A 23502-nucleotide genomic window follows, 5' to 3' on the forward strand; every position below is an offset into this window, starting at 1 on the left:
GTGAAATCGCATCCTCGGCAGTTCGGGGCGTATAAGGGCTCTCCATGTCTCCGGGCCCTTTTTTGATTGTTGTTTTCATCCACTTCTCTCGTGTGCTGCGGTTACCGACTAAGTCCGGTCCGTTCGTCAGGCTTCAGTTGAGCCTGTCCCTGCAAAATGCGGGCGTACCCTCGCTGAACAGCGCCCATGCGCACCCCGGAACCGCGACGCGCCCCGGCCGACGCCTAGATGCGACCCGTTGCACGCATACGGCACCGGGAATGTTTAGCAAAGCTCTGCGGTGGCCACCCACGTCATCTTTTCGAACTGCCGGAGAACGGTGTTCAGCGACCCGGAGAACGTTTCAGCAAACCATATCGTTATGTCCTCAGAACCGCGTTCGCTGTTGGTCACAATCTGGACGCGCTCGATGTCACGGGCGACCGGCATCAGCACCTGCCAGACCGCGGCGACCCGCATGCCGCCGCTCCTCGTACGAACCGTGATCTGATGGCCTGTGGCCTTTAATAGCCCGGCAATTTCCGGTGTCATCCTCCAGCCCTCTCTCTGATGTGTTTGTCTTGTCATCCGCACGGGCGGTGCGATCACATTCGCCCACGCGTTTGATGCCACCACTCATGACGATTCAAGTGTCGTAGCAGTCTTGCCCGTCTCCGCTCACGGCGATAGTGACCAATCATCATGAGCAGCGCGATACTGAGGGCCGAGCCCCCGATGATCAGGCCCATCCAGGTTTCACTCATGACACATTCCTCTCCTGGAAGCACAGGGGTGTTGCGTGAATGGTTCACGCCGGTTCGTGCGGTGCCCCACGCGAACCGGCCGGTGCGCGCGTCGAGTTATTGCATGTGCTGGCCACCGTTGATCGCGATATTGGAGCCGGTCACGAAACCGGCATCATCCGAACACAGATAAAGCACGAGCGCCGCCACTTCCTCGGGCTTGCCGAGACGCCCCATCGGGATATGTGGCAGGATCTTCGTATCGAGAATCTCCTGCGGAATCGCCGTGACCATCTTCGTCGCGAGGTAACCTGGCGAAATCGTGTTGACGGTGACTCCTTTGCGCGCCACTTCCAGCGCCAGCGATTTGGTAAAACCGTGCATGCCAGCCTTGGCCGCGGCGTAGTTGGTCTGGCCGACTGAACCTTTCGAACCGTTGACGGACGAGATGTTGACGATGCGCCCCCAGCCGCGTGCGACCATGTCTTCGCACAACGGCTTGGTCATGTTGAATACTGAATCCAGATTGGTGCGAATGACCGCGTCCCAGTTGACCTTGTCCATCTTCCTGAGTGTCATGTCCTGGGTGATCCCGGCGTTGTTCACCAGAATGTCGATAGGGCCGACTTCAACCTGAATTCTGGCCACACAGTGCTGGCATGAGTCGTAGTCGGCCACATCAACCGGGTACGCGCGAAAGTTCCGGCCTTGAGTTTCCATGCTCGCCAACCATTCGGCTGCGCCTGTGTTATTTGGCGAGTGCGTGACTACAACCACGTAACCCGCGTCATGCAGTTTCATACTGATCGCTTCTCCAAGGCCGCCCATCCCGCCTGTCACTACAGCGATTCGTTTCGTCATCCATTCCGTCCGTGATCGTAATATCTGCGAGGATCATGAATACCCAATGGCCGGCTCGCACAACCCGCCATTGCTTTGCCACAATGCATTGCCGCCTCCGGACTTGCGGGAGGGGGCAATGCATTGGTTGAACTGCGCGGGTTTTTGTAGGCTTGTGGTATTGCGCGAATGGAGTCTGATGCGCCGGCGAGCTACAACATGCCGCGCCGGCGGACCGCTCTAAAAATTCCAGATGTCCCGAATGATCAGGCGCGCGCGCCCGGCTTCGACGCAACGTTCCTGCTGGCTCCGGCGGCGATCGCGGAGACATTGGCCTGCGCGGCTTCTACGACGCTACGGACCGACTTGTGCACCGCTTCCGCCGTGTCGCTAGCCGTCGAAAACGCCGACTTCACGGCGACGAGAGCCGTCTCTGAACCCGCCGGCGCATGCTTTGCCCAGTTATCGATGCGGGCCAGTAAGTCGCGGCTGAACTGGTCGTACTGCGCGTCGATGATCTTCGCCGAGGCGGACTGGGCTGCGACCGCAATGTCGTGGACATGCTGCTGGTACGACAACGTCTTCCCGGCAGCGGACTGAACAAGGCGCAACGGCGAAACCAGCCAGTCTGCGCTCGCCGTGTCGGAGCTCACTTCCTGCAGACGCGCGACGCTTTCTGACAGAACGGAGCGCCCCGCCTGCAAGTTAAGTTCGGCCAGCTTCTGCACCCCCTCAAACGCCTCGCTGACGAGCGAAAAGAAGGTTGAAACATTCGACTTGTAAAAATGCGTCAACTCCTCAGACGAAAATTCGTTCATTGTCTCTCCTGGGTTAATGTTTGAAACACCCTACTCCGCCGGTTGCGCAGGCCATTAATTATCTGACTGCGGGTCCGCCGGATTTTCAATCCGAAAGTTATAGTTAGTATTGCGAATTGATGCAATGCACTCCAACCCAGATCGAAACCTCTGGCCCGACATCCAACATCCAGCTGATGCAACGTTGCGCGATTCTGACCACCGCGTCGCGCCCGCCTGGTCAGGCATGACACTCGATTTGCCTGGCCGCGCCACTGGTGGAGCGGCATCTTCGGTTACGGAGGTTTCGGTGTATGTAGTTACATGTAAGCAGATATTAGAGTGTTTATTCTAACGACTAAATGTTAAATCCAAATGCTGGATCACTAGGTAGATACCCCTATTTTTGTGCGAAACGCACGCTCATGAGGGGCTGTTGTCTGAGCACTGCCGACGCTCGAACGTCGGGGGCAGCCCGAGCCAGTGGCGCTTCCTGGCCGGGTGGAGTCTTGATGGCGGAAACCCTCGCGGATGTTCACCGACGAAAAAAAACCGGCGCGAGGCCGGCTTGGAAAGGTCTAGTATCCAAGGGAATGCTAGAACCTGAGAGACGAAAAACTGCTGGCAGCACCGTCGCTTGGGAAGGCTGACTCGCGCAAGGAACCCGTTGCTGCCAAAGTTGTGTTATCGGGTTTACGGACAGATTGCAGCAATCTTTAGGGGTAGGATCAAATAGGCTGCCGGCAGCTTCGACCGCGTAACTGCGTGACAAACCCATATCTGACGGGCCTCTCATCCGCTACGTGAACAGTCCTGTGACCATTCTGCAACGCCTGCGCCAGCGATTGAGACCGGCCTGCGCCACGATAGATGCGGCAATGCAGTCTCTTGCAAATATTCAGATGAAAGACCTGATTGCTTCGGAAATGCGGATGTGTAGGATGGCACCAACGTCAGCGCCTCATGCGCGGCGTGTGTGTTCGAGGCCGCAGCAATGTCTGCGGCTTTTTTTATGCATCCGGAATCTCTCTGGCGTTTGCGCGAGCCATCCGGCGGTGCTAGCTTCCACGGCACAAACGGCTCGCCGCAGGCCGACAGATTGCGGTGCGCAAACGGGCGATCGTCCAGAACTGCTGTCTATGCCATGTGCTCGAAGCGACTGCCTAGCGGTCACGGCGACCCAGGCCAGCCGCGTTTGGGGTGTCAAGTAAGCCATAGGCGGGTCCTGCGCCGTCCTTTTATGTACACACCGGTGAAAATCCGCAGGGACTGGATCAAGAAATGTTCCGGTGCGGCGTTCGGTGTTGTCGAGATTTCGAGCGACACGGACAAGTGCTTCCCGCTAGCGTGGACCGGCCCCCGGTTTCGAAGTCATCCAGTTCAAGCAGCAGCCTATCCAGCGCACAGAGTTGAGCGGGCGTGAGGTGCGTCGCATCCAGAAGCTTGTGGAGCCGCCCGCGCCAATATTCGGCCGGCAGGATTGGCCTGCGGAGGCCTCCTACCAATGACGGCAACATCACGCGTGCAATATGCGCAACCTCCTGGTCAAAGAACATACCCATGCGCGCCCCCGTATTTGCTTTTGGCCCACGAACCATTGCTTTACGTCTGATCAATACTGTAGGCCAGTTTTCCGCGATATGCCAACTATTGGGATAGATGGCGCTAATTCTCAGGCAACCGTCTCGCGAGCCGTATTGGGTAGTTGATGAGCGTTGGCACGCCCTTCAGCGGCCCGGATATTCACCGCCCCCGCCTGTCGCCATCACCTAAAATACAGGCATGATCGCGACAAGCAAGGAGACGGCCATGGGCGAGTCAATATCGGGGATGTTGCTTGGGGTGGTCGTCCTGATCATGGCAGCCATCCTGGTTGCGGAGCACTACAGGCGCGAACATCACAGGAATCAGCAACTTCGCTGGCTGGACACGCACCCTATGCGCGACTGGTTACACCGCAGGCCTTGACGCAGGCAGGAACGAAAAGCCCAGCGCCAAGCGGGGCAGATCAGGCGAAACGGGTTAATGGCAGCGGTTTTGCCAGTGGCCGTGTACCTTCACTTTATGGCAAACGCGATGGTGTTGATGATTGTCGGCGTGTGCAGGTGCAACTGCGCCGAGGGATATAACTACCGCTGCAAGCGCGAGAAATGCTTTCTTCATCGTGGAACCTTCGAGTGGAACGGGAGACGGGCATCCTACCAACGCCGCATTACGATTCACTGAACCGAAGGTTTCGCAGCATGCCGCAATCCGTCAAGCGCGATCGTGATTGTCAGGGTGGCCGCCAAGCGCCCGTAATACGTCACGCGCGAAGTCTTCGTCTACCTCTGCCCATCCCGCCGAGCCGATCGGGTAATCGTCCGGATTCTTTTTGCCCCGGCCCTTGCGGATCGCTGCGACGCTCAGGGCAAGTGCTCTAGCCTGCAGATACTCAGGGTGTCCCGGGCCGAACGGGACGTACGGGTCGTCTTCCATAACCGGAATGTCGGCTGTGATCGCGCAAACTTTAGCGCGTGCCTAGACGTCTTCAACGCCGTCCACCAATGGCATCCTCGACAGATGCGCCGCACGGCGCAGATCTAGTCTGGTACCACGATGCAGCGCGCTGGGCGAATCACCCGCCGCCCACACGTGGAGGGCCTCCGCCTGTTCGCAGTGAGGTCGGTCGAGCGCTGGGGCCGCCGCCCGGTCGTGAGCGTGCGTATGGGCGCGGGCCGGAAACTCCGCCGAGCATGGCGGCGCCCCTCAACAGCAGGTTCAGCCTCAGCCCCGGCCGCAGGCCAGTCTTCAGCTTGGGCCAGGCCCTGCTCATGCGGTGGTAGCACCGCAGATGCATGGCGGCGGCCGTCAGCCCGCACAGCGCGGTGGGGAAGCACACGGCGGCTATGAACACGAAAGCCGTCCGGACAGCCATTAGGCGATGGCTTGCCTTTCCCCAGCAACGGCGGTGACGCGCGTTTACCCAGACCCAGCTCCGCCCGGCTTTGAAAATCAAGTAGCGGGCCCGGGCCTCACGGCGGACTCCGAAGCTGGCATTGCCGCGTGGAAGTCAGCGATTGCTACCACCAGTACACTGGTCGAAACGCCGCAGAAAACAAACCAGCAAGCAGTACAACTTGCCGAAAGCCACAGAGGCTGCGACGGCTGCCCGACGCACCGGCGAGCAGCCCTCGGCTGGCGCGAAGCGGTAACGCCTCACGCGGGCTGCATGCCCGCTTCCGTGAACAACGTCATGCAAAGGAGTCCGATTGACATCGGCTCCGCTGAATAATTCCCAGGCGGGCGTCGTCGCTCTCCATTGGAGTGCGGCGCGACACGCCGGCCCCGACGTCGACGAACCGACAACGCGATACGAGCCGCAGAAGCGGCCGAATTGAAGCCATGCCCGATGGTACGGCCATTTTTGACGACCTATTTCATCGCGTCGATGCGGCGCTCGGCGTCGAAACGAGCCTCTTCGATCGCCTGCTCCGGAGTTCCCGCAGGCGCCTCCGGGTTTTTCCAGTAGATGGGCGGTTTGGTCAACGTGTATGCCCAGTCCCACCTGCCGTCCTTTTGTTGGGTCACGTAAACGCTGTAGTTGACCTCGTTGTACGAGAAATTGTGGCTGGCCATGAAGGTTTCTCTCGGTTTTTTTCGAGGAATCCTAGCATGAAGGAACTATCCGTAAGCCGGCTCTCCGGCGCAAGTGAATCAGTGCTGCCCCGCGTTCAGGAGCATCCAGATCTGTCGCGCCGGCGGCTCGGCGAGAATGCGCGCAAATACGCCACAGCGTCCCAATCTTTTTTCCCGCGGCTTTGAATGATTCGGCGAACCATCAAATCGCCGCACGGAGAGGTCATACTTGCGCGGAGTGCAAAATCGAAGCGGCCGCCATGCGACTTTCCCGCCGAAAAAAGATCATGTCGGAACTGCGGCGTTAATCACAAAGTGCGGCGTGCCGATACGCAGCCCCTTCAACGCAAACGATAGCGATGCGAAAGTGGCGTGCCGGTGCGCGCCTGCCCCACGGCCGCACCCGGCTTGCGGGCGCGGTGGCCTGCACGTTCATGTCGCCTCCGTTTGCCCGGATGTGAGGCGCGAAGGCTCGCCGTATGTCGCAGGTGTGCCTCTCCGACACCTTCTGAACCTGACGGCGTGACGTTGCCGTCGTCATGGCGCGAGAGCAAAGTATCGCCGGGTTTGATCACGGCCAGCATGGTTTTTAGTCTCTTCAGCATGAAACTTCAGTCTCCTTCAGGCGGTGCTCAACCGTTCCAGTTCGGTGTCGACCAGCAGCTTCTTCAGTTCCGGCACGCACGACCCGCAGTTGCCACCAGCCTTCAGGCAAGCGGTGATTTCCGCCGCCGTCTTGAGCCCTTGCTCACGGATCGCCGTGCAGATCGTATTGCGTCCGACACCGAAACACGAACAGACCGTGGGCCCCGTATCGACCCCCTTGCCAATCGGCTGTCCCGCCAGCAGGCCGGCACGATCCTCTTCGTCGAGCTCGTCCTTCCCGAACAGGCCCGCGAGCCACGTACGCGACGGCAACTGCGACTCGCGGCGCGCCGATACGAAGATGCAACTCTCGATACGCTCATCGATCAGGTGCACAGCGCGATAAGTGCCCGCCGCCCTGTCCTCGTACTCGAGCCAGTCAGCGTGCGGATCCTCGATACCGAACAGGGCTTGCGCCCAGTTGCCGTGATCGGCCAGCGGCTTGCGCCCCGCGAGTTCGTAACGCACGAACTGCGTGCCGTGGACGCGCGTCCAGTAGGTCACGTCGTCCAGCATCGGAGCGTGACGGCTCAACGAGAAACCGTGCCAGGCGACGTCGAACCTGTCGACCCGAACCGGCGTATGTTTGAACTCAGGCTCCCCGGAAACCGGATCGACCTCGGGATTCACCACTGCGCCGACACGCGCGTCGGATGCCACCTGATCGTTCCAGTGGATCGGCACGAACACGCTGCCACGCGACATACCACCGCCATGCTGCACACGTGCGACCATCGTGCCCCAACGGCTCGACACGCGCGCGAGTTCACCTTCACGCACGCCGCTCGACAGCGCGTCCTGTGGATGCAGATCGACGAATGCTTCCGTCACATGGCCGGCGAGCTTCTCCGACTTGCCCGTGCGGGTCATCGTGTGCCATTGGTCGCGCACCCGGCCGGTATTCAGCGTCAGCGGATACTCGTCGTCCGGCGCGTGGACCGGTGCGCGCGGTGGTGTCGCGACGAAACGCGCCTTGCCGTCCGCGTGGGCATAGTGACGATCACCGAAAAGACGCGCGGTACCACGCTGCTCTGCGCCGTTCGCCGCCAGTACCGGCCACTGAATGGGCTGCAACGCGTCGTAACGCTCGCGACCGAGTGCGACGAGGCCGCCCAGATTGAACACACGCGGCACATTACCGTCGATGTGTCCGTTGCCTGTTGTCCCGAGACTGTCATTGGTTTCGCTGCCGTTGCCCGCCTCGTTACGATAAGCACTTAGCCGCGCATGCTCGTCAAAGATCTCGTGCGGATGCGAAAAATCGAAACCGGCATACCCCATGCGCTGCGCAACGTCGCAGATGATCCGCCAGTCGGCGCGCGCTTCGCCCGGTGCCGGCAGGAACGCACGCTGGCGCGAAATCCTGCGCTCGGAGTTCGTGACGGTGCCATCTTTCTCGCCCCAGCCGAGCGCTGGCAGCAGGACGTGCGCAAACGCATTGGTATCCGTGTTTTCAACAATGTCGGAGCTGACGACGAGTTCGCAGCGCGCGAGCGCGCGCTTCGCCTGATCGCCGTCGGGCAGGCTCACAACCGGGTTCGTGCCCATGATCCAGACGGCCTTGATCCGGCCTGCCTCGATTGCCCCGAACAGCTCGACCGCCTTGAGTCCCGGCCGCTCCGCGATAGCGGTCGAGCCCCAGAACGTCTGCACGAGTTCGCGATGGCGCCGATTATCGAGCTCCAGGTGTGCCGCCAGCATGTTCGCGAGTCCGCCCACTTCACGCCCGCCCATCGCGTTCGGCTGCCCGGTAAACGAGAACGGCCCCATTCCCGGCTTGCCGATGCGACCGGTCAGCAGATGGCAATTGATGATGCTGTTGACCTTGTCAGTGCCGGAGGTCGACTGGTTCACACCCTGGGAATAAACCGTCACCACCCGCTCAGTCCGCGCGAACAGCCGGTAGAACTCGAGCAGATCGTGCCGGTCGACCTTGCAGCCCTTCGCGCACTGCGCGAGGTCAAAGCCGTTCGCCGCGTCGGTTGAGGCCGCATCGAGCGCCTGCGCATAGCCGGTCGTATGCGCATCGACGAAACCTGCATCTGTCGTATCGTGTTCCGCGAGAAAACTGAGCAGCCCATTGAAGAGGCGAACGTCGGTGCCCGCCTTCAGCGGCAGGTGCAAATCGGCCATCTCGCAGGTCGCGGTGTAGCGCGGGTCGATCACGACGACCTTCATATCGGGTCGCGTTTCCTTGATCCTGACAATCCGCTGGAACAGGATCGGATGGCACCACGCGGTATTCGATCCGACCAGCACGACGAGGTCTGCCAGTTCGAGGTCTTCGTAGCACACCGGCACCAGGTCTTCGCCGAACGCACGCTTGTGCCCTGCAACCGAAGACGACATGCACAGGCGCGAATTGGTGTCGATGTTCGCGCTGCCGACATAGCCCTTCATCAGCTTGTTGGCAACGTAGTAGTCCTCCGTCAGCAGTTGTCCCGAGACATAGAGTGCGACCGCATCCGGGCCGTACTGATCGATGATCCGGCGAAAGCCGCTGGCGACTGTGTCGAGCGCATCGCTCCACGAGACATCGCGCCACTCGCCGCTGCCCGGTTCGCGCAACTTCGGATGCAGCAGGCGTCCGTCGAGCCCGACCGTTTCGCCGAGCGCCGAGCCCTTCACGCAAAGGCGTCCGGCGTTTGCCGGATGGCGTTCGTCGCCGGCAATGTCCGGTGGGCCGTCCGGGCGTGGGGTCGCGCGTACGCCACAACCGACGCCGCAATACGGGCAGGTGGTTCGGACCGCGTCACGGCTACCGTCAGGCGGGCTGGAAATGACGATGGGAAAACTCACGTTTGATTCCGGTTCAGGCGGGCTGCGCCTCGCACAGGGCTTTACCGAACAGCAACTGGCTGCGCAGCGGAGAAATGTCGGTTCGGTTCTGAATCAGCTCGAAGTACCACGCTCCGTCCTTGACGTCGCCGTAGAGGACTGCGCCGATCACCCGGCTATCCTCGATAACGAGGCGCTTGTAGACCCCGCGTCGCGGATCGCGCAGCACCAGGTCTTCACTGTCCGGGCCGCCGGTGAAATCGCCAGCAGAATAAAGGTCGACGCCAGTGACTTTCAGCTTGGTCGCGGTCGCGCGCTGCACGTAGCGACGGTGGCCCGCACCGGCCAGATGCGCGCCGCAGACACGCGCCTGGTCCCAGATCGGCGCCACGAGGCCGAAGGTCGCCGTGCGGTGCTGCACGCATTCGCCGACCGCGTAGACACGCGGATCGTAGGTCTGCAACGTGTCGTCGACGACAATCGCCCGCTCGCAGTGCAAGCCCGCCTGCTTCGCGAGGTCGATATTCGGGCGCACCCCGGCCGCCATGACGACCAGGTCGGCGGGGATTTCCGTGCCGTCGTCAAAACGCACGGCGGTGACACGCTCCGGCCCGACGATTTCGGTGGTGCGGGCTTTCAGCAGGAAGCGCAAGCCCTTCTTCTCCAGCGTCTGCAGCAGCAGGGCCGATGCGCTCCTGTCGAGCTGGCGGTCCATCAGGCTGTCGGTGTCGTGCACGACAGTCACCGACATGCCCTGGCGCATGAGCCCGTTCGCCGCTTCGAGCCCGAGCAGGCCGCCGCCGATGATCACGGCGTGACGGTGACTGCGCGCGGCGGCGAGCATCGTTTCGACGTCCTGGATGTCGCGAAACGCGATTACCCCCGGCAACTGGTGACCCGGCACCGGAATCAGGAATGGCTTCGAGCCAGTCGCGATCAGCAGCCGGTCGTAGCTCACCTCGATGCCGCTTTGCGAGCGCACGATGCGGCGTTTGCGGTCAATTGCGACCACCGGGTCGCCCGCATGCAGCTGGATACCATTGTCTGCATACCAGTCACGCGTGTTGAGGATGATCTCGTCGACACACTTCTCGCCCGCGAGCACCGGCGAGAGCAGGATGCGGTTGTAGTTGCCGTACGGCTCGGCACCGAATACGGTGATGTCGTAGAGGTCCGGTGCGAGCTTGAGCAGTTCCTCGACAGTGCGCATGCCGGCCATGCCGTTGCCGACCACCACAAGACGCGGGCGGGACGGCGCACTGAGCGACGCGCCTCCGGAGCTCGGCGCTGCGTATTCGTATCTCATGCCGCGACCCACACCTTGCCGCTCTCGACGCGCACCGGGTAGGCATTGACGGAATTCTCGGGCGCCTCGAGGCACTCGCCGGTGCGCAGATCGAAATGGTGCTTGTAGATCGGCGAGGCCACCACGATGCGCTCGCCGAGGTTGCCGATCAGCCCGCGCGAGAGCACCGCCGCCTGCGAACCCGGATCGAAGTTGTCGATCGCGAATACGCTACCGTCACCGTGCGCGACGTGAAACACCGCGACCTGCTCGCCGTTGACAAGCGCACAGACGCCCGTATTCGGAACAATGTCGTCGAGCGCACACACGGGCATCCACGATTGCGGAAGTCGATCGTTGTTCATGTTGATCTCCTCAGGGTAGGTGATGTGGAAGGTCAGGCGGTCTCGACAACCACGGGAACCGGGAACTGCTTCGCTTGCCGCTCGGCGGGCGTCGCGGGCCGGATCTGGCCGCGTTCCTCCACAAACGTAACCGTGCTGTCGGCCTTTTCGCTGTTGACGAAATGGCGGAAGCGTTTGCGCGTTTCAGGATCGGTGACGGCTTTCTTCCACTCGTCTTCGTAGCTGTCGACCACCTGCTGCATTTCGATTTCGAGTTCCGCCGCAACATCAAGGTGATCGTTGACGACCACGTCGATCAGATACTCGAGGCCACCTTCGAGGTTGTCGCGCCACACGCTGGTGCGTTGCAGCCGGTCGGCCGTGCGCACGTAGAACATCAGGAAGCGGTCGATGTAGCGCACCAGGGTCTCTTGATCGAGGTCCGAGGCGAGCAGTTCAGCATGGCGCGGCTTCATCCCGCCGTTGCCGCACACGTAGAGGTTCCACCCCTTCTCGGTGGCGATGATGCCGACGTCCTTGCCCTGCGCCTCCGCGCATTCGCGCGTGCAGCCGGATACGCCGAACTTGATCTTGTGCGGCGTGCGCAGGCCCTTGTAGCGGTTCTCGAGTTCGACCGCGAGGCCTACCGAGTCGCCGACGCCGTAACGGCACCACGTCGAGCCCACGCACGACTTCACCGTGCGCAGCGACTTGCCATACGCATGGCCCGATTCGAAGCCTGCGGCGATCAGTTCTTCCCAGATGAACGGCAGTTGTTCGACGCGGGCACCGAACAGATCGACTCGCTGACCGCCGGTGATCTTCGTGTAGAGGCCGTATTTCTTGGCGACCTGGCCGACCGCGATCAGGCCGTCGGGCGTGACCTCGCCGCCCGGCATGCGTGGCACGACCGAATACGTGCCGTCGCGCTGGATGTTGGCGAGGTAATAGTCGTTGGTGTCCTGCAGCGATGCGTGCTCTTTCTTCAGCACGAATTCGTTCCAGCACGACGCGAGGATGCTCGCAACTGCCGGCTTGCAGATGTCGCAGCCGAGGCCATGACCATGCTTCGCGAGCAATTCGCCGAAGCTGCGCACGTCTTCGACACGCACAATGTGATACAACTCCTGGCGCGAATACGGGAAGTGTTCGCACAGGTGGTTGTTGACCGCGAGCCCCTGCTTCTTCATTTCGGCCTTCATCACCTGGGTGACGAGCGGCACGCAGCCACCGCACGAGGTGCCGGCCTGGGTCGCGCATTTGAGCGAACCGATGTCGGTCGCGCCCGCACACACCGCGGCGCACAGATCGCCTTTGGAGACGTTGTTGCACGAGCAGATCTGCGCGGCCTCGGGCAGCGCGTCGACCCCGAGGCCGGGTTTGGCCTTGCCGTCGCTTTGCGGCAGGATGAGGAATTCCGGCGCTTCGGGCAATTCGATGCGATTCAGCATCATCTGCAGCAGCGTGCCATATTCAGTCGCATCGCCCACCATCACGGCGCCGAGCAGTTGCTTGCCGCACTCAGACACCACCATCTTCTTGTAGACCTGTTTGCGCTCGTCGCTGAACTGGTACGTGCGGCTGCCTGGCGTCTTGCCGTGCGCGTCGCCAATGCTCGCGACATCCACGCCCATCAGCTTGAGCTTGGTGCTCATGTCCGCGCCGCTGAAACCGGCCTGATCGCCCAGCAATTGCTTCGCTGTGACGCGTGCCATGTCATACCCTGGCGCCACGAGGCCATACACCATGCCGTTCCATGCCGCGCATTCGCCGATCGCATAGATGTCCGGATCGCTCGTTCGGCAGGTGTCATCGATCGCAACGCCGCCGCGCGGGCCCAGTTCCAGTCCGCAGTCACGCGCAATCTCGTCGCGCGGACGGATACCCGCGGAGAACACGATCATGTCGGTGTCAAGATGCGTGCCGTCGGCGAACTGCATCCGGTGGGTGCCCGATTCGCCATCGACGATGGCGAGCGTGTGCCTGGCCGTATGGACCTGCACACCCAGTTCCTCGATCTTGCTGCGCAGCACGCGTCCGCCGCCGTCGTCGACCTGCACCGCCATCAGACGCGGGGCGAACTCGACGACATGCGCGGCCAGTCCCATGTCATGCAGCGCCTTCGCGCATTCGAGCCCCAGCAGGCCACCGCCCACCACCACCCCCGACTTCGCCCGTTCGCCGCACGCCTGCATTGCCTCGAGATCCTCGATGGTGCGGTATACGAAACAGTCCTCACGATCGCTGCCCGCCATCGGCGGAACAAACGGCGACGAACCGGTAGCGAGCACCAGTTTGTCGTAGGAAAGCGTCTCGCCGGTGGAGATGCTTACCGTGTGGGCCTCCCGGTCGATCGAAATAGCCTTCGCGTTGAGCCTGAGCAGCACGTTCTCGCGATCGAAAAAACCAGGCTTCACGAGCGAGAGGTCTTCCGCGGATTTGCCGGAAAAGAATTCGGACAGATGCACGCGGTCATAAGCGGGACGGGGCTCCTCGCACAGCACGGTGACGTGCAGCGCGGCGCTCGCATCGTCCACGAGACATTCAAGAAGCTTGTGCCCCACCATGCCGTGACCAATGACGACAACCTTCATGACTGGAGTCCCATCTACTTCCAACGCGGTTCGCGGCATGATTTTCGTCCGGCAAATAAAAAGGCGTCCCGCGGATCCAGTCGTCAGGTGACTGAATTCAGGGGACGCCGTTGTCCAAAAAAATAATGATCTACAGAATGACTTTTGCTGCGTGCTGGCCGGATCATCGTTGATCCGCTGCCTTGACTTACGCAAAGCCCGTGCCATGCGGCGCATCGGCCGCAGTGGCCATAGCCACAGGCGATACGGGATTTCAGCCCTGGTTTGGGGCGCAACAGGAAGATGCATTTTGCCGGGCACAGGCACAATGGTGGTGCAATGCAGCACATCATCCGTGCAGCGGGTCGGGTGAAGATGGCCTGCTCTGGCTTTGCTCGTGACCCCGCATGCGTGAGCAGACCAGAGGTTTTTCGCGGCGTGTTGCGCGGCCCGATGTGGTAGCACCCGCGAGCCGGCGCGGACTCGCGGTGCATCGTCACATCTGGCTTGCATGGATGGCGCCGCCGCGCGTTCTGCGCTGCTGCCCGCGTCGACACAGTCTGGCGTGGATATTGCCTCTGTCGATGCGCGCGGCAACGGTGCCGGCGCATGGAATCACGCTGCAGATGGCGCGCAATGCGCCACCCGGCAGCACAGGCAACCCAGATCAGGACAACGGCGTCCCCTCGTTCAACACGACGAGCGGACGCCGTTTGCATTCGGCGCAGCGCTCGTCCAACCGGCCGTCGAACCGGCCGCCTCAGGACGTACAAGGACATCACCATGGCAACGGGCAAGGTCACTTTACTCAGCGCAGGTCCGGGCGACCTCGATCTGCTAACGATCAGGGCCGGGAGGCTGCTGGCAAGCGCCGATGTCGTGCTGCTCGACGACCTCGTCAATCCGGAGATCGTTTCGCTTGCGCCACAGGCGCGCGTGATTCGCGTGGGCAAGCGCGGCGGCTGCAAGTCGACCCCGCAGGCGTTCATTCAGCGCCTGATCCTGCGCTACGCGCGCGCCGGCCGACACGTGGTACGCGTGAAAGGCGGCGACGCGCTGCTGTTTGGACGCGCCGGCGAAGAACTGGCGGAACTGCGGCGCGCGCAGATACCGTTCGAGATCGTCAATGGCATTTCGTCGGGGTTTGCGGCGGCAGCGAGTCTCGGTATTTCGCTCACGCATCGCAATCACTGCGCGGGCGTGACGTTTATCACAGCGCACCTGCGCGATGACAGCGAGCCCAACTGGGCCGCACTGGCCGCCACCGGCACGACGCTCGCCATTTACATGGGCATGAGCCGGATCGACAGTCTGTGTGCCGCGCTGATGTCGGCCCTGCCGCACGACACGCCCGCTGCGGTGGTGCAATCGGCGGGTGGCGCTGCGGAGCGGCACGTGCTGGCGACGCTTGACACGCTTGCGTCGAGTGCGCGTGGTGCCGGGCTTGGAAGCCCCGCTGTCATTCTGGTTGGCAAGGCGATTGGCGAGGCCGGGGCGCACGCGACGGACGAGTCGGCGGCGAACGTGTCTACTGAATTGCCATCCGCTTCTCACGCGCTGTGCTACGAGCGCGATGCGGTCTTGCGTAGCGCATGACCCAGACGCCAAACGCTAAATGGCTTGGGCCCGCGTCGTCTGACGCGGGCCGTTTTACATACGGCGTTGGCAAATGACAGCGGCGATCCGCTTTGCACACACCGGCCGCCTCACTCAGCAATAGAACTGACGATTCACACCTTCAGGCTGAGCTCCCGCGTTTATCCAATCCTTTGCGAGCGAGGTGAAACGGGAAGCGCGCGCGGCGACTTACAGCCAATGCAGGCACGCTTCCCGCTCAACGCCCAGCTCACACTCCACTATTCGCACGCGCGCCCGCAGCCGGGATCGAGCTCGCAACCACCAGGCTCTCCGCAGGCAGCGCCCACGTGAGCCAGCGCGTGCGATGCAGGACAACCAGCGCGAAGGCCAGCGCCGAGATGACGCCAAAGGTCGCGAAGCCCATCTGATAGCTGCCGGTGCTTTCCTTGGCCATCCCCATGATCACGGGAAGATAGAAGCCGCCAATGCCGCCCGCTGCGCCGATGATTCCGGACATCAGCCCGGTTTTGCCCTTCCAGCGTTGCGGCACGAGCTGGAAGGTCGCGCCGTTGCCGAGCCCGAAGCACAGGTAGGTGGCCACCAGCAACGCGATACCGGCGGGCAGCGGCGGCATCCACGCGGCGAATGCGAAATCGCACAGCGAAATACCGGCGAGCAGCAGCACCAGCGCGCGAACGCCGGAGATGCGGTCGGCGATCAGGCCGCCGAGCGGCCGCACCAGCGCACCCGTGAAGGCGAGCAGCGACATGAAGAGCCCCGCCTCCAGCTTTGGCAACTGATACAGCGAAACCAGCAGCGTCGTCACATAGGACGACATGCCGACGAAGCCGCCGAACGTGATGCTGTAGACCAGCATCACGACCCACGTGTCGCTTTCCGCGAGCACGCTGCGATAATGCTTCGGCAACACCGCAATCGCCAGCAGCGCGCCCAGTACCGGCAGCAGCAGCACGCCCGTCTTGCCGGCGCCGAAGACACCCGCGTGCACGGCGAGCACGAGCGCGATCAAGCCGCCCAGCGTGACGCAGAAACTGCGCAACGCACGCGGCGCGCTACCGGACTTCGGCCCCAGGTCCTTCGCCCAGAAGAACAGCGCCGTGGCCGCCAGCGCGAGCAACGGCAACGCAGCGCCCGCGGCCTTGGCCCAGCCGAAGTGATCGGCAAGGCTCGGGAACAGGAAGCCGTCGAGCACCGCGCCGATATTGCCCGCCGCAGCGAGCCCCAGCACCAGCCCCTGCACCTTGGGCGGATAGTTGCTGCCGGCCATCGGCAGCGCCACCGCAAAGCTCGCTCCCCCCACACCGAGAAACACGCCCAGCACCAGCAGCATCACGTATGAAGGCGCGGACGGTGACAGCAGCAGCACGATCGACGGCAACGCCGACAGCACGACGCCGCAGAGCGCAATGCGGCGGCCGTCATAGGCCTGATACAGGTTGCCGAGCGTCACACGCAGGATCGCCGCGCCCAGCACCGGAACCGCGACCAGAAAGCCCAGTTCCGCCGGCGTCATCGCGATGTCCTTGTGGATGAACGGGGCGAGCGGGCCGAACATCACCCACACGGTGAAGCCGGTATCGAAGTAGAGAAAGCACGCCAGCAACGCGCGCCAGTTACCGCTCGTCAACGAATTCAACAGATGTTTCATGGGTTTCTCTCGCAGGGTAAAGGCTATTGAAGGGCGCGGCCGGCACTGGCGTGCCGACGTTGAAGGGGCATGCCGCGCGTGTCGACGACACTTTTGATCAGCTCGTCCATCTCCTTGATGATGTCGGCGAGCACGGTCGTGATCACCGCGAATTCCCGCCCGAACTGGCCTGCTCGCGCGGCCGAGATGCGCGCGTTGAGCGCGACGATATTGGCCTGCATTGAGATCCTGCCGAGCCGTTCGGCAATGTCGGTCTGCCGCTTGAGTGCGGCCGCTTCGATACCGCGCATCTCGTGCTGATAGGCGAGCGTGATGTCCTGCAACAGTTCGAGCAGCGGCGTCGCCTGCATGACGAGCGCGTCGAGTTGGGTCCGATCTTCCGCGCGGCCCGACTCGACGCACGACACCGCGCGATTCACCTGGGCGATAAATTGCTGAATCCGCTCGTCGGCCCTCCGGTTGCCGAAATACAGCTCGCGCAGCGCTTCGGAAAACACGCCCGGCAGGCGCTCGTTGCCGCTCACCAGATCGGTATGCGCTTGCTCAAACGTGGCAAGGCACGCTTTGGCTACGGACAGCGCGTCGCTGTTGCCAAGCGACGCGAGCAGCACGTGCAGCACGATGCGCTGTGAGAGCATCCGTTGCCGCCCCCCCAGATTGATGAGCTCACCGATGACCTGTCCAGAGACGGCATCGGGACCTGAATGTGTCGCCTGTTTCATCGTGAATGTGGACATGAAAGCCCTGCACTGTTGCTCCATTCGCACGGCGCGCGCGCCATGACGAGACTCACGGCGGCATATGACGCGCAAAAAAAAGCGCCCCGAGCGCAACCGCGCGTCCCGATTGCTCGGTTGCACAGTTGGCACTCGGGACGCCGTTGTCCCTGCTGGTCGCTCAAAGCGAGCGGCCGGTAATGATTCAATACGTTGGGGCCTCCGTTGGCTCCGCTGCCGAACTATGCAATAGCCGTGCCACAGATCCGTGCAGCGCAAATCCTGGGCGGTCTCTCCGGCGGCTTCCAGGCGCCCCTCATTCGGCTAACAGCGCGTCCAGCGGGGCTGCCAGTTAAACGACGTATCGCACAATCGTCAAATTTCCGGAAAACCGGGACGTTCACCTCGGCGCAAGTGATGGGATTTCAGTTGCTGCGAAGCACGGATTCGCCGCGTGGCCTGAATTGGGTTGGTGCGACGCGTTGGTGCAGCGCACTACAGCTGTGCACCGCACCGGCTCAAGCTACGGTGCCAGCGTCGGTAGCAAAACCATTCCGGAGCAAAGCTGACGTTGGCACCGGGCGGTAACCTGGTCAACTGCCTCCCGCAAGGCTGATTCGTGTTCGGCGCGGGCGGCCAGCAATCCGTCGAGTTCGCGCCCATGCGCAGACGCGCATCGCGTAGTGCCTGATCCGATTGCGCACGCAGGGTATCGCGCTCGACCGTAGCGGCTTCGCTCCGCCGGGTGGCGCCATCTCGCTCAGCTTAGGCACGGGCAAGATCGGCCGGCGCCCAGGCAAGGCGTGTCTGCTGATTGTCGAGTTGGCACGCAGGGTATGGCCTTCGGCCTGAGGACCCGCGTTGGCCGTCGCCGGGGACTCGCGCATCTCACCGCGGCCGTCACTTCTGTCTCAAGCTCTTCGTCGCATTGCGCGAAGACCTGTTCGCCATGTTCGACCGCGAGCGCCCAGACCGATACCATCGCGCTTGCGACCGCTGACGGCGGTGAGGCGCTCAGTGTACCGATGCGCGCCTGCTCGTCCTTCCACAACTTGAGTTCGTCGTTGATCGCGGTGCGGCTGCCTTGCCGGATCCCGGCGTAGATCAGGTCGACGGTGAGCTCTTGCGGGAGCCGACTCTCGGCAACGAGGCAGACGGCAGCTTCGCGGGTACCGTTGGTGCCGAGGTTCAACGCTTTCCACGGACCGCGTTCGCCAGCCACCCTCAAAGCGACTGAACCGCTCTGTGCGCTGGACAAACCGCAGCCCGACGTATCACTCCACAGGCGGCTCACCTTCGCCACGCGTCCTGACGGGCCTGGCTCCCGCTTCGTCACGTTGCGGCATCCTGCTTTTCTCGTTATCGCTGTGCTTCACCGGCTGCGGATGCCTGATTTTTTCGTCGAGGTCAGTCATGGCTTTGCTCCCTCGACTTTGCTGATCGTCCTGCGGCGATCAGGGGGCCTGTACCGCAATGTTGCAAAAATCACGCGACTGCGGCTTCACGGGCATCGACTACTTCGCCTCCCCGAATCCGAGCCGCGATTGAGGTCATTACTGCACCCCGAAATATCTCATGTTTTGATGTTCTGCCGATCTGCCAGATTCGTCAGGAGGGCCCGTTGGCCGGTGCTACCGCAAGAAGCAGAACGGGTCTAGTGCGCCCCCTTCATCCTCTTTCGTGGTGTATTTACCGACGGCGATCGCGATGACCTCGTAACTGGCGAGTCAGATGGTCACATATGTCACGTCGTGATATATAATTGAATGAACGGCCCGCGTCAAAACCCCGTGCGAATTGAAAATGCAACTGGCGCGAGGGAACCTGAACCCGCGAAAGCGGCCACGGTTTACCGCCAAAAAACTTCACTCGGGGTTTTGATGACGCAGTCTCACGCGAAATAAAGGAGGAGGCGCAATGGTCATCAACAACGACTTTGAGATCAGCTACCTGCTGATTGCATTTGCGCTGCTCGGCACTATCCTGGTTGGCGACCTGCTCAGCATGCTGCAGTTGCAACGCTGGCATCCCAAGCTGCTTGGTGCAGCAGTGGGCGCGTTACTGGGCTTCGTGCTGATCGAGGCCGTGCCGATGTTCACCTGAACGGTTTCGCGGCGAACCGATTTGATCGGCCGGATGGATAGCACCGCGAGAGTTGGTAAAGGAATCCACCATGGCCCCGTTCAACCGGATCCTTCTCTGCTACGACGCCACACCGGAAGGGCGGCTCGCGCTGCGCTTCGGTGCGGCTCTCGCGCAGCAGTTGCAAGCTGAAACTCATCTGCTCTCGATTTTCGACTATACATACTGGTCAAGCGGGTTCGAAGTTCTTTCGTCGACGAAATTCGAGGTCGATGAGCAGGCGGCACAAGAGACACTGCGCGAGGGAATTGACTGGCTGCGGGCATGGGGTGTGACTGCAACGGGACATTGTTCGGTCGGAAATGCGATTGACCAGATTTCCCGCCTGGCAGATTCACTGAAGGTCGACCTGATCGTCATTGGACATCACCCGCACGGATTTTTTGCGCGCTGGTGGACGGGAGAAAACCACGCATTGCTGCTCGACCGCGTGTCGTGCGGCGTCCTGTTCAAGGTGGCCGCTTGACGGTCTTGCGTGAATTCGAATCGGGGCGGCCAAGACCTCTTTATTGACCGCACATCCCTAGCGGAGGCGAAGATGATAATGGATCTTCTGGTACAGATTGTTGTTGCGGCCGCAGTGCTGGCGATGATGATTCTTTTCGTCGTTGCCCTGGCTCCCGGGGACAATCCTCGTGAACGGATTCTCCGGCATGCAACCGGCAGGCACTGGTGGAACCGCACGCGTCACGGACCTTGACGCTGCTGGCGGCATCGCTCCAGTGATATCCCCTTTTACTTTCCGCGGCCCGGCCACCGATGCGACAGGCGTTGGCGGCCGGGCGTTGCTTCATTCGGATTGTTCGTCCCGCCGACGAATCGTCTACAGCGTTGGCCAGAGAAAGATCACGTGCAGATCGTCGTCAGTACGACTATGACGCGTGTCTCCCGTGTGCCATCGTCTGCTGTCCAGACAGCAGCCATCCGGCCACTTCACCAACATGAAGGGTCCGCTCGATAGCATATCGAGCCTCGCACGCCCGAACGCACCGACAACCGTCAGCGGAATATCAGCGAAGTAAGGAGTAGCAATTCCATTAGCTGGCGTAGCCCTCGACATCCCTGCCAGCTCGCAGCGGCTCCGGTCTGCACACGACCTCGAGCCAACATCTTGTGGTTGGGCGCCGGGATGCGCGCCTGCCCACGCCGACGCGCAGATGCCGCACGCGGCAAGAGCTGCTGCGAACAGGCGCCGTGCAATCCATCGTTTCATCCTGGCGTCCTTCAGCAGGCGGTGCGGCACGCAACCTGCATCAACTCGCGCTGCGACACGGCACCTACAGCCCCCAGATGATGTCGGCATTATGTTTGCTGGCTTCACGCAGCATGTCGAGAAATGGCCAGGCCCGCTGCGACAGCCCGCTGCTGGATTCCTGACGGCGCTCGCGGGAATACTGCAGTGATTCGAGGGCAATCTCCGCTTTTTCATCGTCCGAAATCGCTGCTTCGAGACGGCTGATTGCACGAGGCAGCTCGTCGTGGAGGATAACCCCACGCGTATCGAGCCGCTTGCCCACGAGACCCAGCAGATACTGGGCGAGATCCCTGAGCATCACGACATCGGGCGTAGCGGGCGATTGAAACGTGATCAGCATAATGGCTCCTTGTTTCGATCTGTATTGCACCATCGCACCGGAAAGCCATTCGGACTCACCCCGGAGGACGAATGCAACGCGTCTTTCGCACTGTGACGCAGCACGACCCGGGCAGCCGGTGATCGTCTCCTGTGACGGCGGCCGGGGCCTCCACGATGACCGGCTTTGCACGTCGGAGAAGCACGGCATCCCCATGGGCGCGTGCCATCCGGGCAAATCATCCTTGTAGTTTCACCCGGACTGCTCCTGTTTACGAACCAGTCACGAGAAGGCCTGCTTTCATTTTATATCACAACGTGATCAATTCAAGCCGAAAATGTCGTCAATCGGACCACACTGCGCCAGCCGCCGAACCAGTCTGCCCCCGTGACCAGTCTCGCTCTGTCAGATCGCGGCGACCCGAAACGTACTTTTATATCACAATGAAATATAATCATGACGACACGTTCTTTCGTTTCGTGAGGATTTGGCCTTAAGGTGTGGTGCCATCCCACGTGATACCCCCCACTTTCCTACTTGAACCTTGTCCCGCTACGCTCTGATTCGCTGGCTTTCCAGCTTTGCCCCTCATCCCATTGCCGTTCGGTGGCCAGAACGCTTCAGATCGTGTCTCGGCGCATTGCTGGGGATTGCGTTCACCGGCGGGACAATGCACCTCCTTCTCGGACCCGCGGCGAACATTCCGCTCCTCGTGGCTCCAATGGGTGCTTCGGCCGTGCTGCTGTTCGCGGTTCCTGCAAGTCCGCTTGCGCAACCGTGGTCCATTATCGGTGGCAATATCGTCTCCGCTACGGTTGGCGTTGCCTGTGCAAGCCTGATCGTCGAGCCGGTGGGCGCTGCCGCTTTGGCCGTTGCGATGGCGATCTGTGCGATGTTTGCGCTGCGGTGCGTTCATCCCCCGTCAGGCGCGGTCGCCCTGACCGCGGTCCTTGGCGGTCCGGCAGTGCACGCTCTGGGCTACCGCTTTGTGGCTGAACCGATTGCGATCCAGTCGGTGGCGCTGTTGTGCGCGGCCATCCTGCACCACGCGGCTACCGGGCATCGATACCCGCACGTCGCCCAGAGTTCGGGCAAAGGCACGGCAGCACCGGCGGCGGCGGCGGCGAACGAAGGTTTCACGCGCGCGGACCTCGAAGCGGTGCTGAACCGGCGCGGGGAATTGCTCGATATTGACACGGACGATCTGGAATCCCTGCTGCGCGATGTTCAGTTGCAGGCCTACGCCCGCACGTTCAATGAACTGACCTGCGCGGACATCATGTCGCGCTCCCTCGTCGCCGTGTCGGCCGTCACAAGAGCTTCCGCCGCGTGGAGTCTGCTGAAACAGCGCCATATCAAGGCACTCCCGGTTACTGACGAGAAGCAGCACGTTATCGGCATCGTGACCCGCGCCGACCTTGTCGACAAACGGGCGTTCAGCAAGGGGGCCGGTTTGACGTCCCCCGTACAACGCTGGTTCCGGCGCAGTATCACCCCGGCGCCGCTTGTCGGTGCCCTGATGAACGTCGAGGTTCGTACCGTCGACGCGACGACGCCGATCGTCGAGCTGGTGCCGGTGTTCGCGAACTACGGGCACCACCATATCCCGGTTCTGGACTCGAATCGGCGCCTTGCCGGAATGATCACGCAGGCCGACCTCATCACCGGGCTCTATCGCCAGGCTTACGCGCAGCAGCGGCGCGCGGCATAGCCGCTGTCACCCGTCATCGGTGTTGAACACAGGCATAAATATCACGCCATGATATAATTTGCGTTTTACCTATTCCTCCAAGGAACGCCGATGAAAACACTCGCTCGCGGCTTGACCAAGACGGACTTCGAGCAACTGTCCGAGTTTCGCTACCAGATGCGGCGCTTCGAACGTTTTTCTGAGCAGGCCGCCCAGGGCGAAGGCATTACACCATTGCAGTATCTGTTACTCCTGCATATCAAGGGTTATCCGGAGCGCGACTGGGCCACCGTCGGCGAGCTTGCGGAGCGCCTCCAGGCGCAGCATCACGGCGTGGTCGCGCTCGTGTCCCGCTGTGAGGCGCTCGATCTGGTCCGCAGAAAGGTCAGTGAGACGGACCGCCGCCAGGTCGAGGTTCATTTGTTAAAAGCGGGCGAACAGGTGCTTGCCCGTCTCGCCGAGATGCACCGTGCCGAACTGAAGTCGCTCGATGGCGCCTTTAACGTCCCCCAGATTGATTTTTGAGTCACC

Annotated in this window: 21 protein-coding genes and 1 pseudogene; 7 read left to right on the top strand and 15 right to left on the bottom strand. The window is 61.8% G+C overall.

The window, feature by feature from the left end; translation table 11 throughout:
• Positions 1–264 precede the first annotated feature (264 nt).
• The 5 genes from KHO31_RS22865 to KHO31_RS22885 all read right to left on the bottom strand — a co-directional run bounded on the left by KHO31_RS22865 (position 265) and on the right by KHO31_RS22885 (position 5977).
• Positions 265–531, bottom strand: coding sequence for a hypothetical protein (locus KHO31_RS22865; protein WP_201078170.1), 267 nt, complete (start codon positions 529–531; stop codon positions 265–267).
• 308 nt (positions 532–839) lie between these two features.
• Positions 840–1583: an acetoacetyl-CoA reductase gene (phbB, locus tag KHO31_RS22870; protein ID WP_201085357.1), complete on the bottom strand. Its 744-nt coding sequence runs from the start codon at positions 1581–1583 to the stop codon at positions 840–842.
• Positions 1584–1828: 245 nt separating this feature from the next.
• Complete coding sequence (phaP, locus tag KHO31_RS22875) at positions 1829–2380, bottom strand: TIGR01841 family phasin (RefSeq protein WP_201078166.1); 552 nt, start codon at positions 2378–2380, stop codon at positions 1829–1831.
• Positions 2381–4615: 2235 nt separating this feature from the next.
• Positions 4616–4837, bottom strand: a complete 222-nt coding sequence (locus KHO31_RS22880; RefSeq protein ID WP_201078159.1) for a hypothetical protein — start codon at positions 4835–4837, stop codon at positions 4616–4618.
• Between the two features lie 936 nt (positions 4838–5773).
• The gene (locus tag KHO31_RS22885) at positions 5774–5977 is read right to left on the bottom strand and encodes a hypothetical protein (RefSeq protein WP_063496102.1); all 204 of its coding nucleotides are present in this window, start codon (positions 5975–5977) and stop codon (positions 5774–5776) included.
• 36 nt (positions 5978–6013) lie between these two features.
• Between KHO31_RS22885 and KHO31_RS22890 the strand changes: the two genes are divergently transcribed.
• The gene (locus tag KHO31_RS22890) at positions 6014–6163 is read left to right on the top strand and encodes a hypothetical protein (RefSeq protein WP_211624199.1); all 150 of its coding nucleotides are present in this window, start codon (positions 6014–6016) and stop codon (positions 6161–6163) included.
• 33 nt (positions 6164–6196) lie between these two features.
• Positions 6197–6285 (top strand): annotated as a pseudogene (locus KHO31_RS40065) (LysR family transcriptional regulator); the annotation flags it as partial.
• A 33-nt stretch (positions 6286–6318) separates the two neighbouring features.
• Here KHO31_RS40065 and KHO31_RS22895 read toward each other — a convergent pair.
• Genes KHO31_RS22895 through nirB form a run of 5 tightly spaced genes read right to left on the bottom strand, consistent with a single transcriptional unit; the run spans position 6319 to position 13623 of the window.
• The gene (locus KHO31_RS22895) at positions 6319–6582 is read right to left on the bottom strand and encodes a hypothetical protein (RefSeq protein WP_201078158.1); all 264 of its coding nucleotides are present in this window, start codon (positions 6580–6582) and stop codon (positions 6319–6321) included.
• Between the two features lie 16 nt (positions 6583–6598).
• On the bottom strand, positions 6599–9421 hold the full coding sequence (locus KHO31_RS22900) for a nitrate reductase (protein ID WP_201078157.1): 2823 nt from the start codon (positions 9419–9421) through the stop codon (positions 6599–6601).
• A 13-nt stretch (positions 9422–9434) separates the two neighbouring features.
• Complete coding sequence (locus KHO31_RS22905) at positions 9435–10706, bottom strand: NAD(P)/FAD-dependent oxidoreductase (protein WP_211624200.1); 1272 nt, start codon at positions 10704–10706, stop codon at positions 9435–9437.
• Positions 10703–11050: a nitrite reductase small subunit NirD gene (gene nirD / locus KHO31_RS22910; protein ID WP_201078155.1), complete on the bottom strand. Its 348-nt coding sequence runs from the start codon at positions 11048–11050 to the stop codon at positions 10703–10705. Before nirD ends, KHO31_RS22905 begins: the two co-directional genes overlap by 4 nt.
• Positions 11051–11082: 32 nt before the next feature.
• Positions 11083–13623 (bottom strand): nitrite reductase large subunit NirB, encoded by a 2541-nt coding sequence (gene nirB / locus KHO31_RS22915; RefSeq protein WP_211624201.1) that lies wholly within the window; start codon positions 13621–13623, stop codon positions 11083–11085.
• A 762-nt stretch (positions 13624–14385) separates the two neighbouring features.
• Here nirB and cobA point away from each other — a divergent pair.
• Positions 14386–15198 (top strand): uroporphyrinogen-III C-methyltransferase, encoded by an 813-nt coding sequence (gene cobA, locus KHO31_RS22920; RefSeq protein ID WP_236071398.1) that lies wholly within the window; start codon positions 14386–14388, stop codon positions 15196–15198.
• A gap of 250 nt (positions 15199–15448) precedes the next feature.
• On the opposite strand, the gene KHO31_RS22925 is transcribed toward cobA, so the two are convergent.
• From KHO31_RS22925 to KHO31_RS22940, 4 genes are all read right to left on the bottom strand, one after another.
• The gene (locus KHO31_RS22925) at positions 15449–16849 is read right to left on the bottom strand and encodes an MFS transporter (RefSeq protein ID WP_201078150.1); all 1401 of its coding nucleotides are present in this window, start codon (positions 16847–16849) and stop codon (positions 15449–15451) included.
• A 23-nt stretch (positions 16850–16872) separates the two neighbouring features.
• A complete protein-coding gene (locus tag KHO31_RS22930; RefSeq protein ID WP_236060952.1) occupies positions 16873–17586 on the bottom strand; it encodes a methyl-accepting chemotaxis protein in 714 nt (237 codons plus the stop codon).
• Positions 17587–18325: 739 nt separating this feature from the next.
• Positions 18326–18901, bottom strand: coding sequence for a DNA-binding protein (locus KHO31_RS39405; protein ID WP_328822733.1), 576 nt, complete (start codon positions 18899–18901; stop codon positions 18326–18328).
• Positions 18840–18980, bottom strand: coding sequence for a hypothetical protein (locus KHO31_RS22940; RefSeq protein WP_201078148.1), 141 nt, complete (start codon positions 18978–18980; stop codon positions 18840–18842). The genes KHO31_RS39405 and KHO31_RS22940 overlap by 62 nt, the downstream gene beginning before the upstream one ends.
• Positions 18981–19482: 502 nt before the next feature.
• On the opposite strand from KHO31_RS22940, the gene KHO31_RS22945 reads away from it, so the two are divergent.
• The gene (locus KHO31_RS22945) at positions 19483–19668 is read left to right on the top strand and encodes a hypothetical protein (protein WP_211624203.1); all 186 of its coding nucleotides are present in this window, start codon (positions 19483–19485) and stop codon (positions 19666–19668) included.
• A gap of 70 nt (positions 19669–19738) precedes the next feature.
• Positions 19739–20173, top strand: a complete 435-nt coding sequence (locus KHO31_RS22950; RefSeq protein WP_211624204.1) for a universal stress protein — start codon at positions 19739–19741, stop codon at positions 20171–20173.
• Between the two features lie 811 nt (positions 20174–20984).
• Here KHO31_RS22950 and KHO31_RS22955 read toward each other — a convergent pair.
• Complete coding sequence (locus KHO31_RS22955) at positions 20985–21302, bottom strand: DUF1840 domain-containing protein (protein ID WP_200567225.1); 318 nt, start codon at positions 21300–21302, stop codon at positions 20985–20987.
• 523 nt (positions 21303–21825) lie between these two features.
• Here KHO31_RS22955 and KHO31_RS22960 point away from each other — a divergent pair.
• Both KHO31_RS22960 and KHO31_RS22965 read left to right on the top strand, forming a co-directional pair.
• A complete protein-coding gene (locus KHO31_RS22960) occupies positions 21826–22992 on the top strand; it encodes an HPP family protein (RefSeq protein ID WP_211624205.1) in 1167 nt (388 codons plus the stop codon).
• A gap of 90 nt (positions 22993–23082) precedes the next feature.
• The gene (locus KHO31_RS22965) at positions 23083–23496 is read left to right on the top strand and encodes a MarR family winged helix-turn-helix transcriptional regulator (protein ID WP_201078139.1); all 414 of its coding nucleotides are present in this window, start codon (positions 23083–23085) and stop codon (positions 23494–23496) included.
• The last annotated feature ends 6 nt before the right edge of the window (positions 23497–23502 follow it).

The sequence above is a fragment of the Paraburkholderia domus genome, from assembly GCF_905220705.1.
Lineage (GTDB): Bacteria > Pseudomonadota > Gammaproteobacteria > Burkholderiales > Burkholderiaceae > Paraburkholderia > Paraburkholderia domus.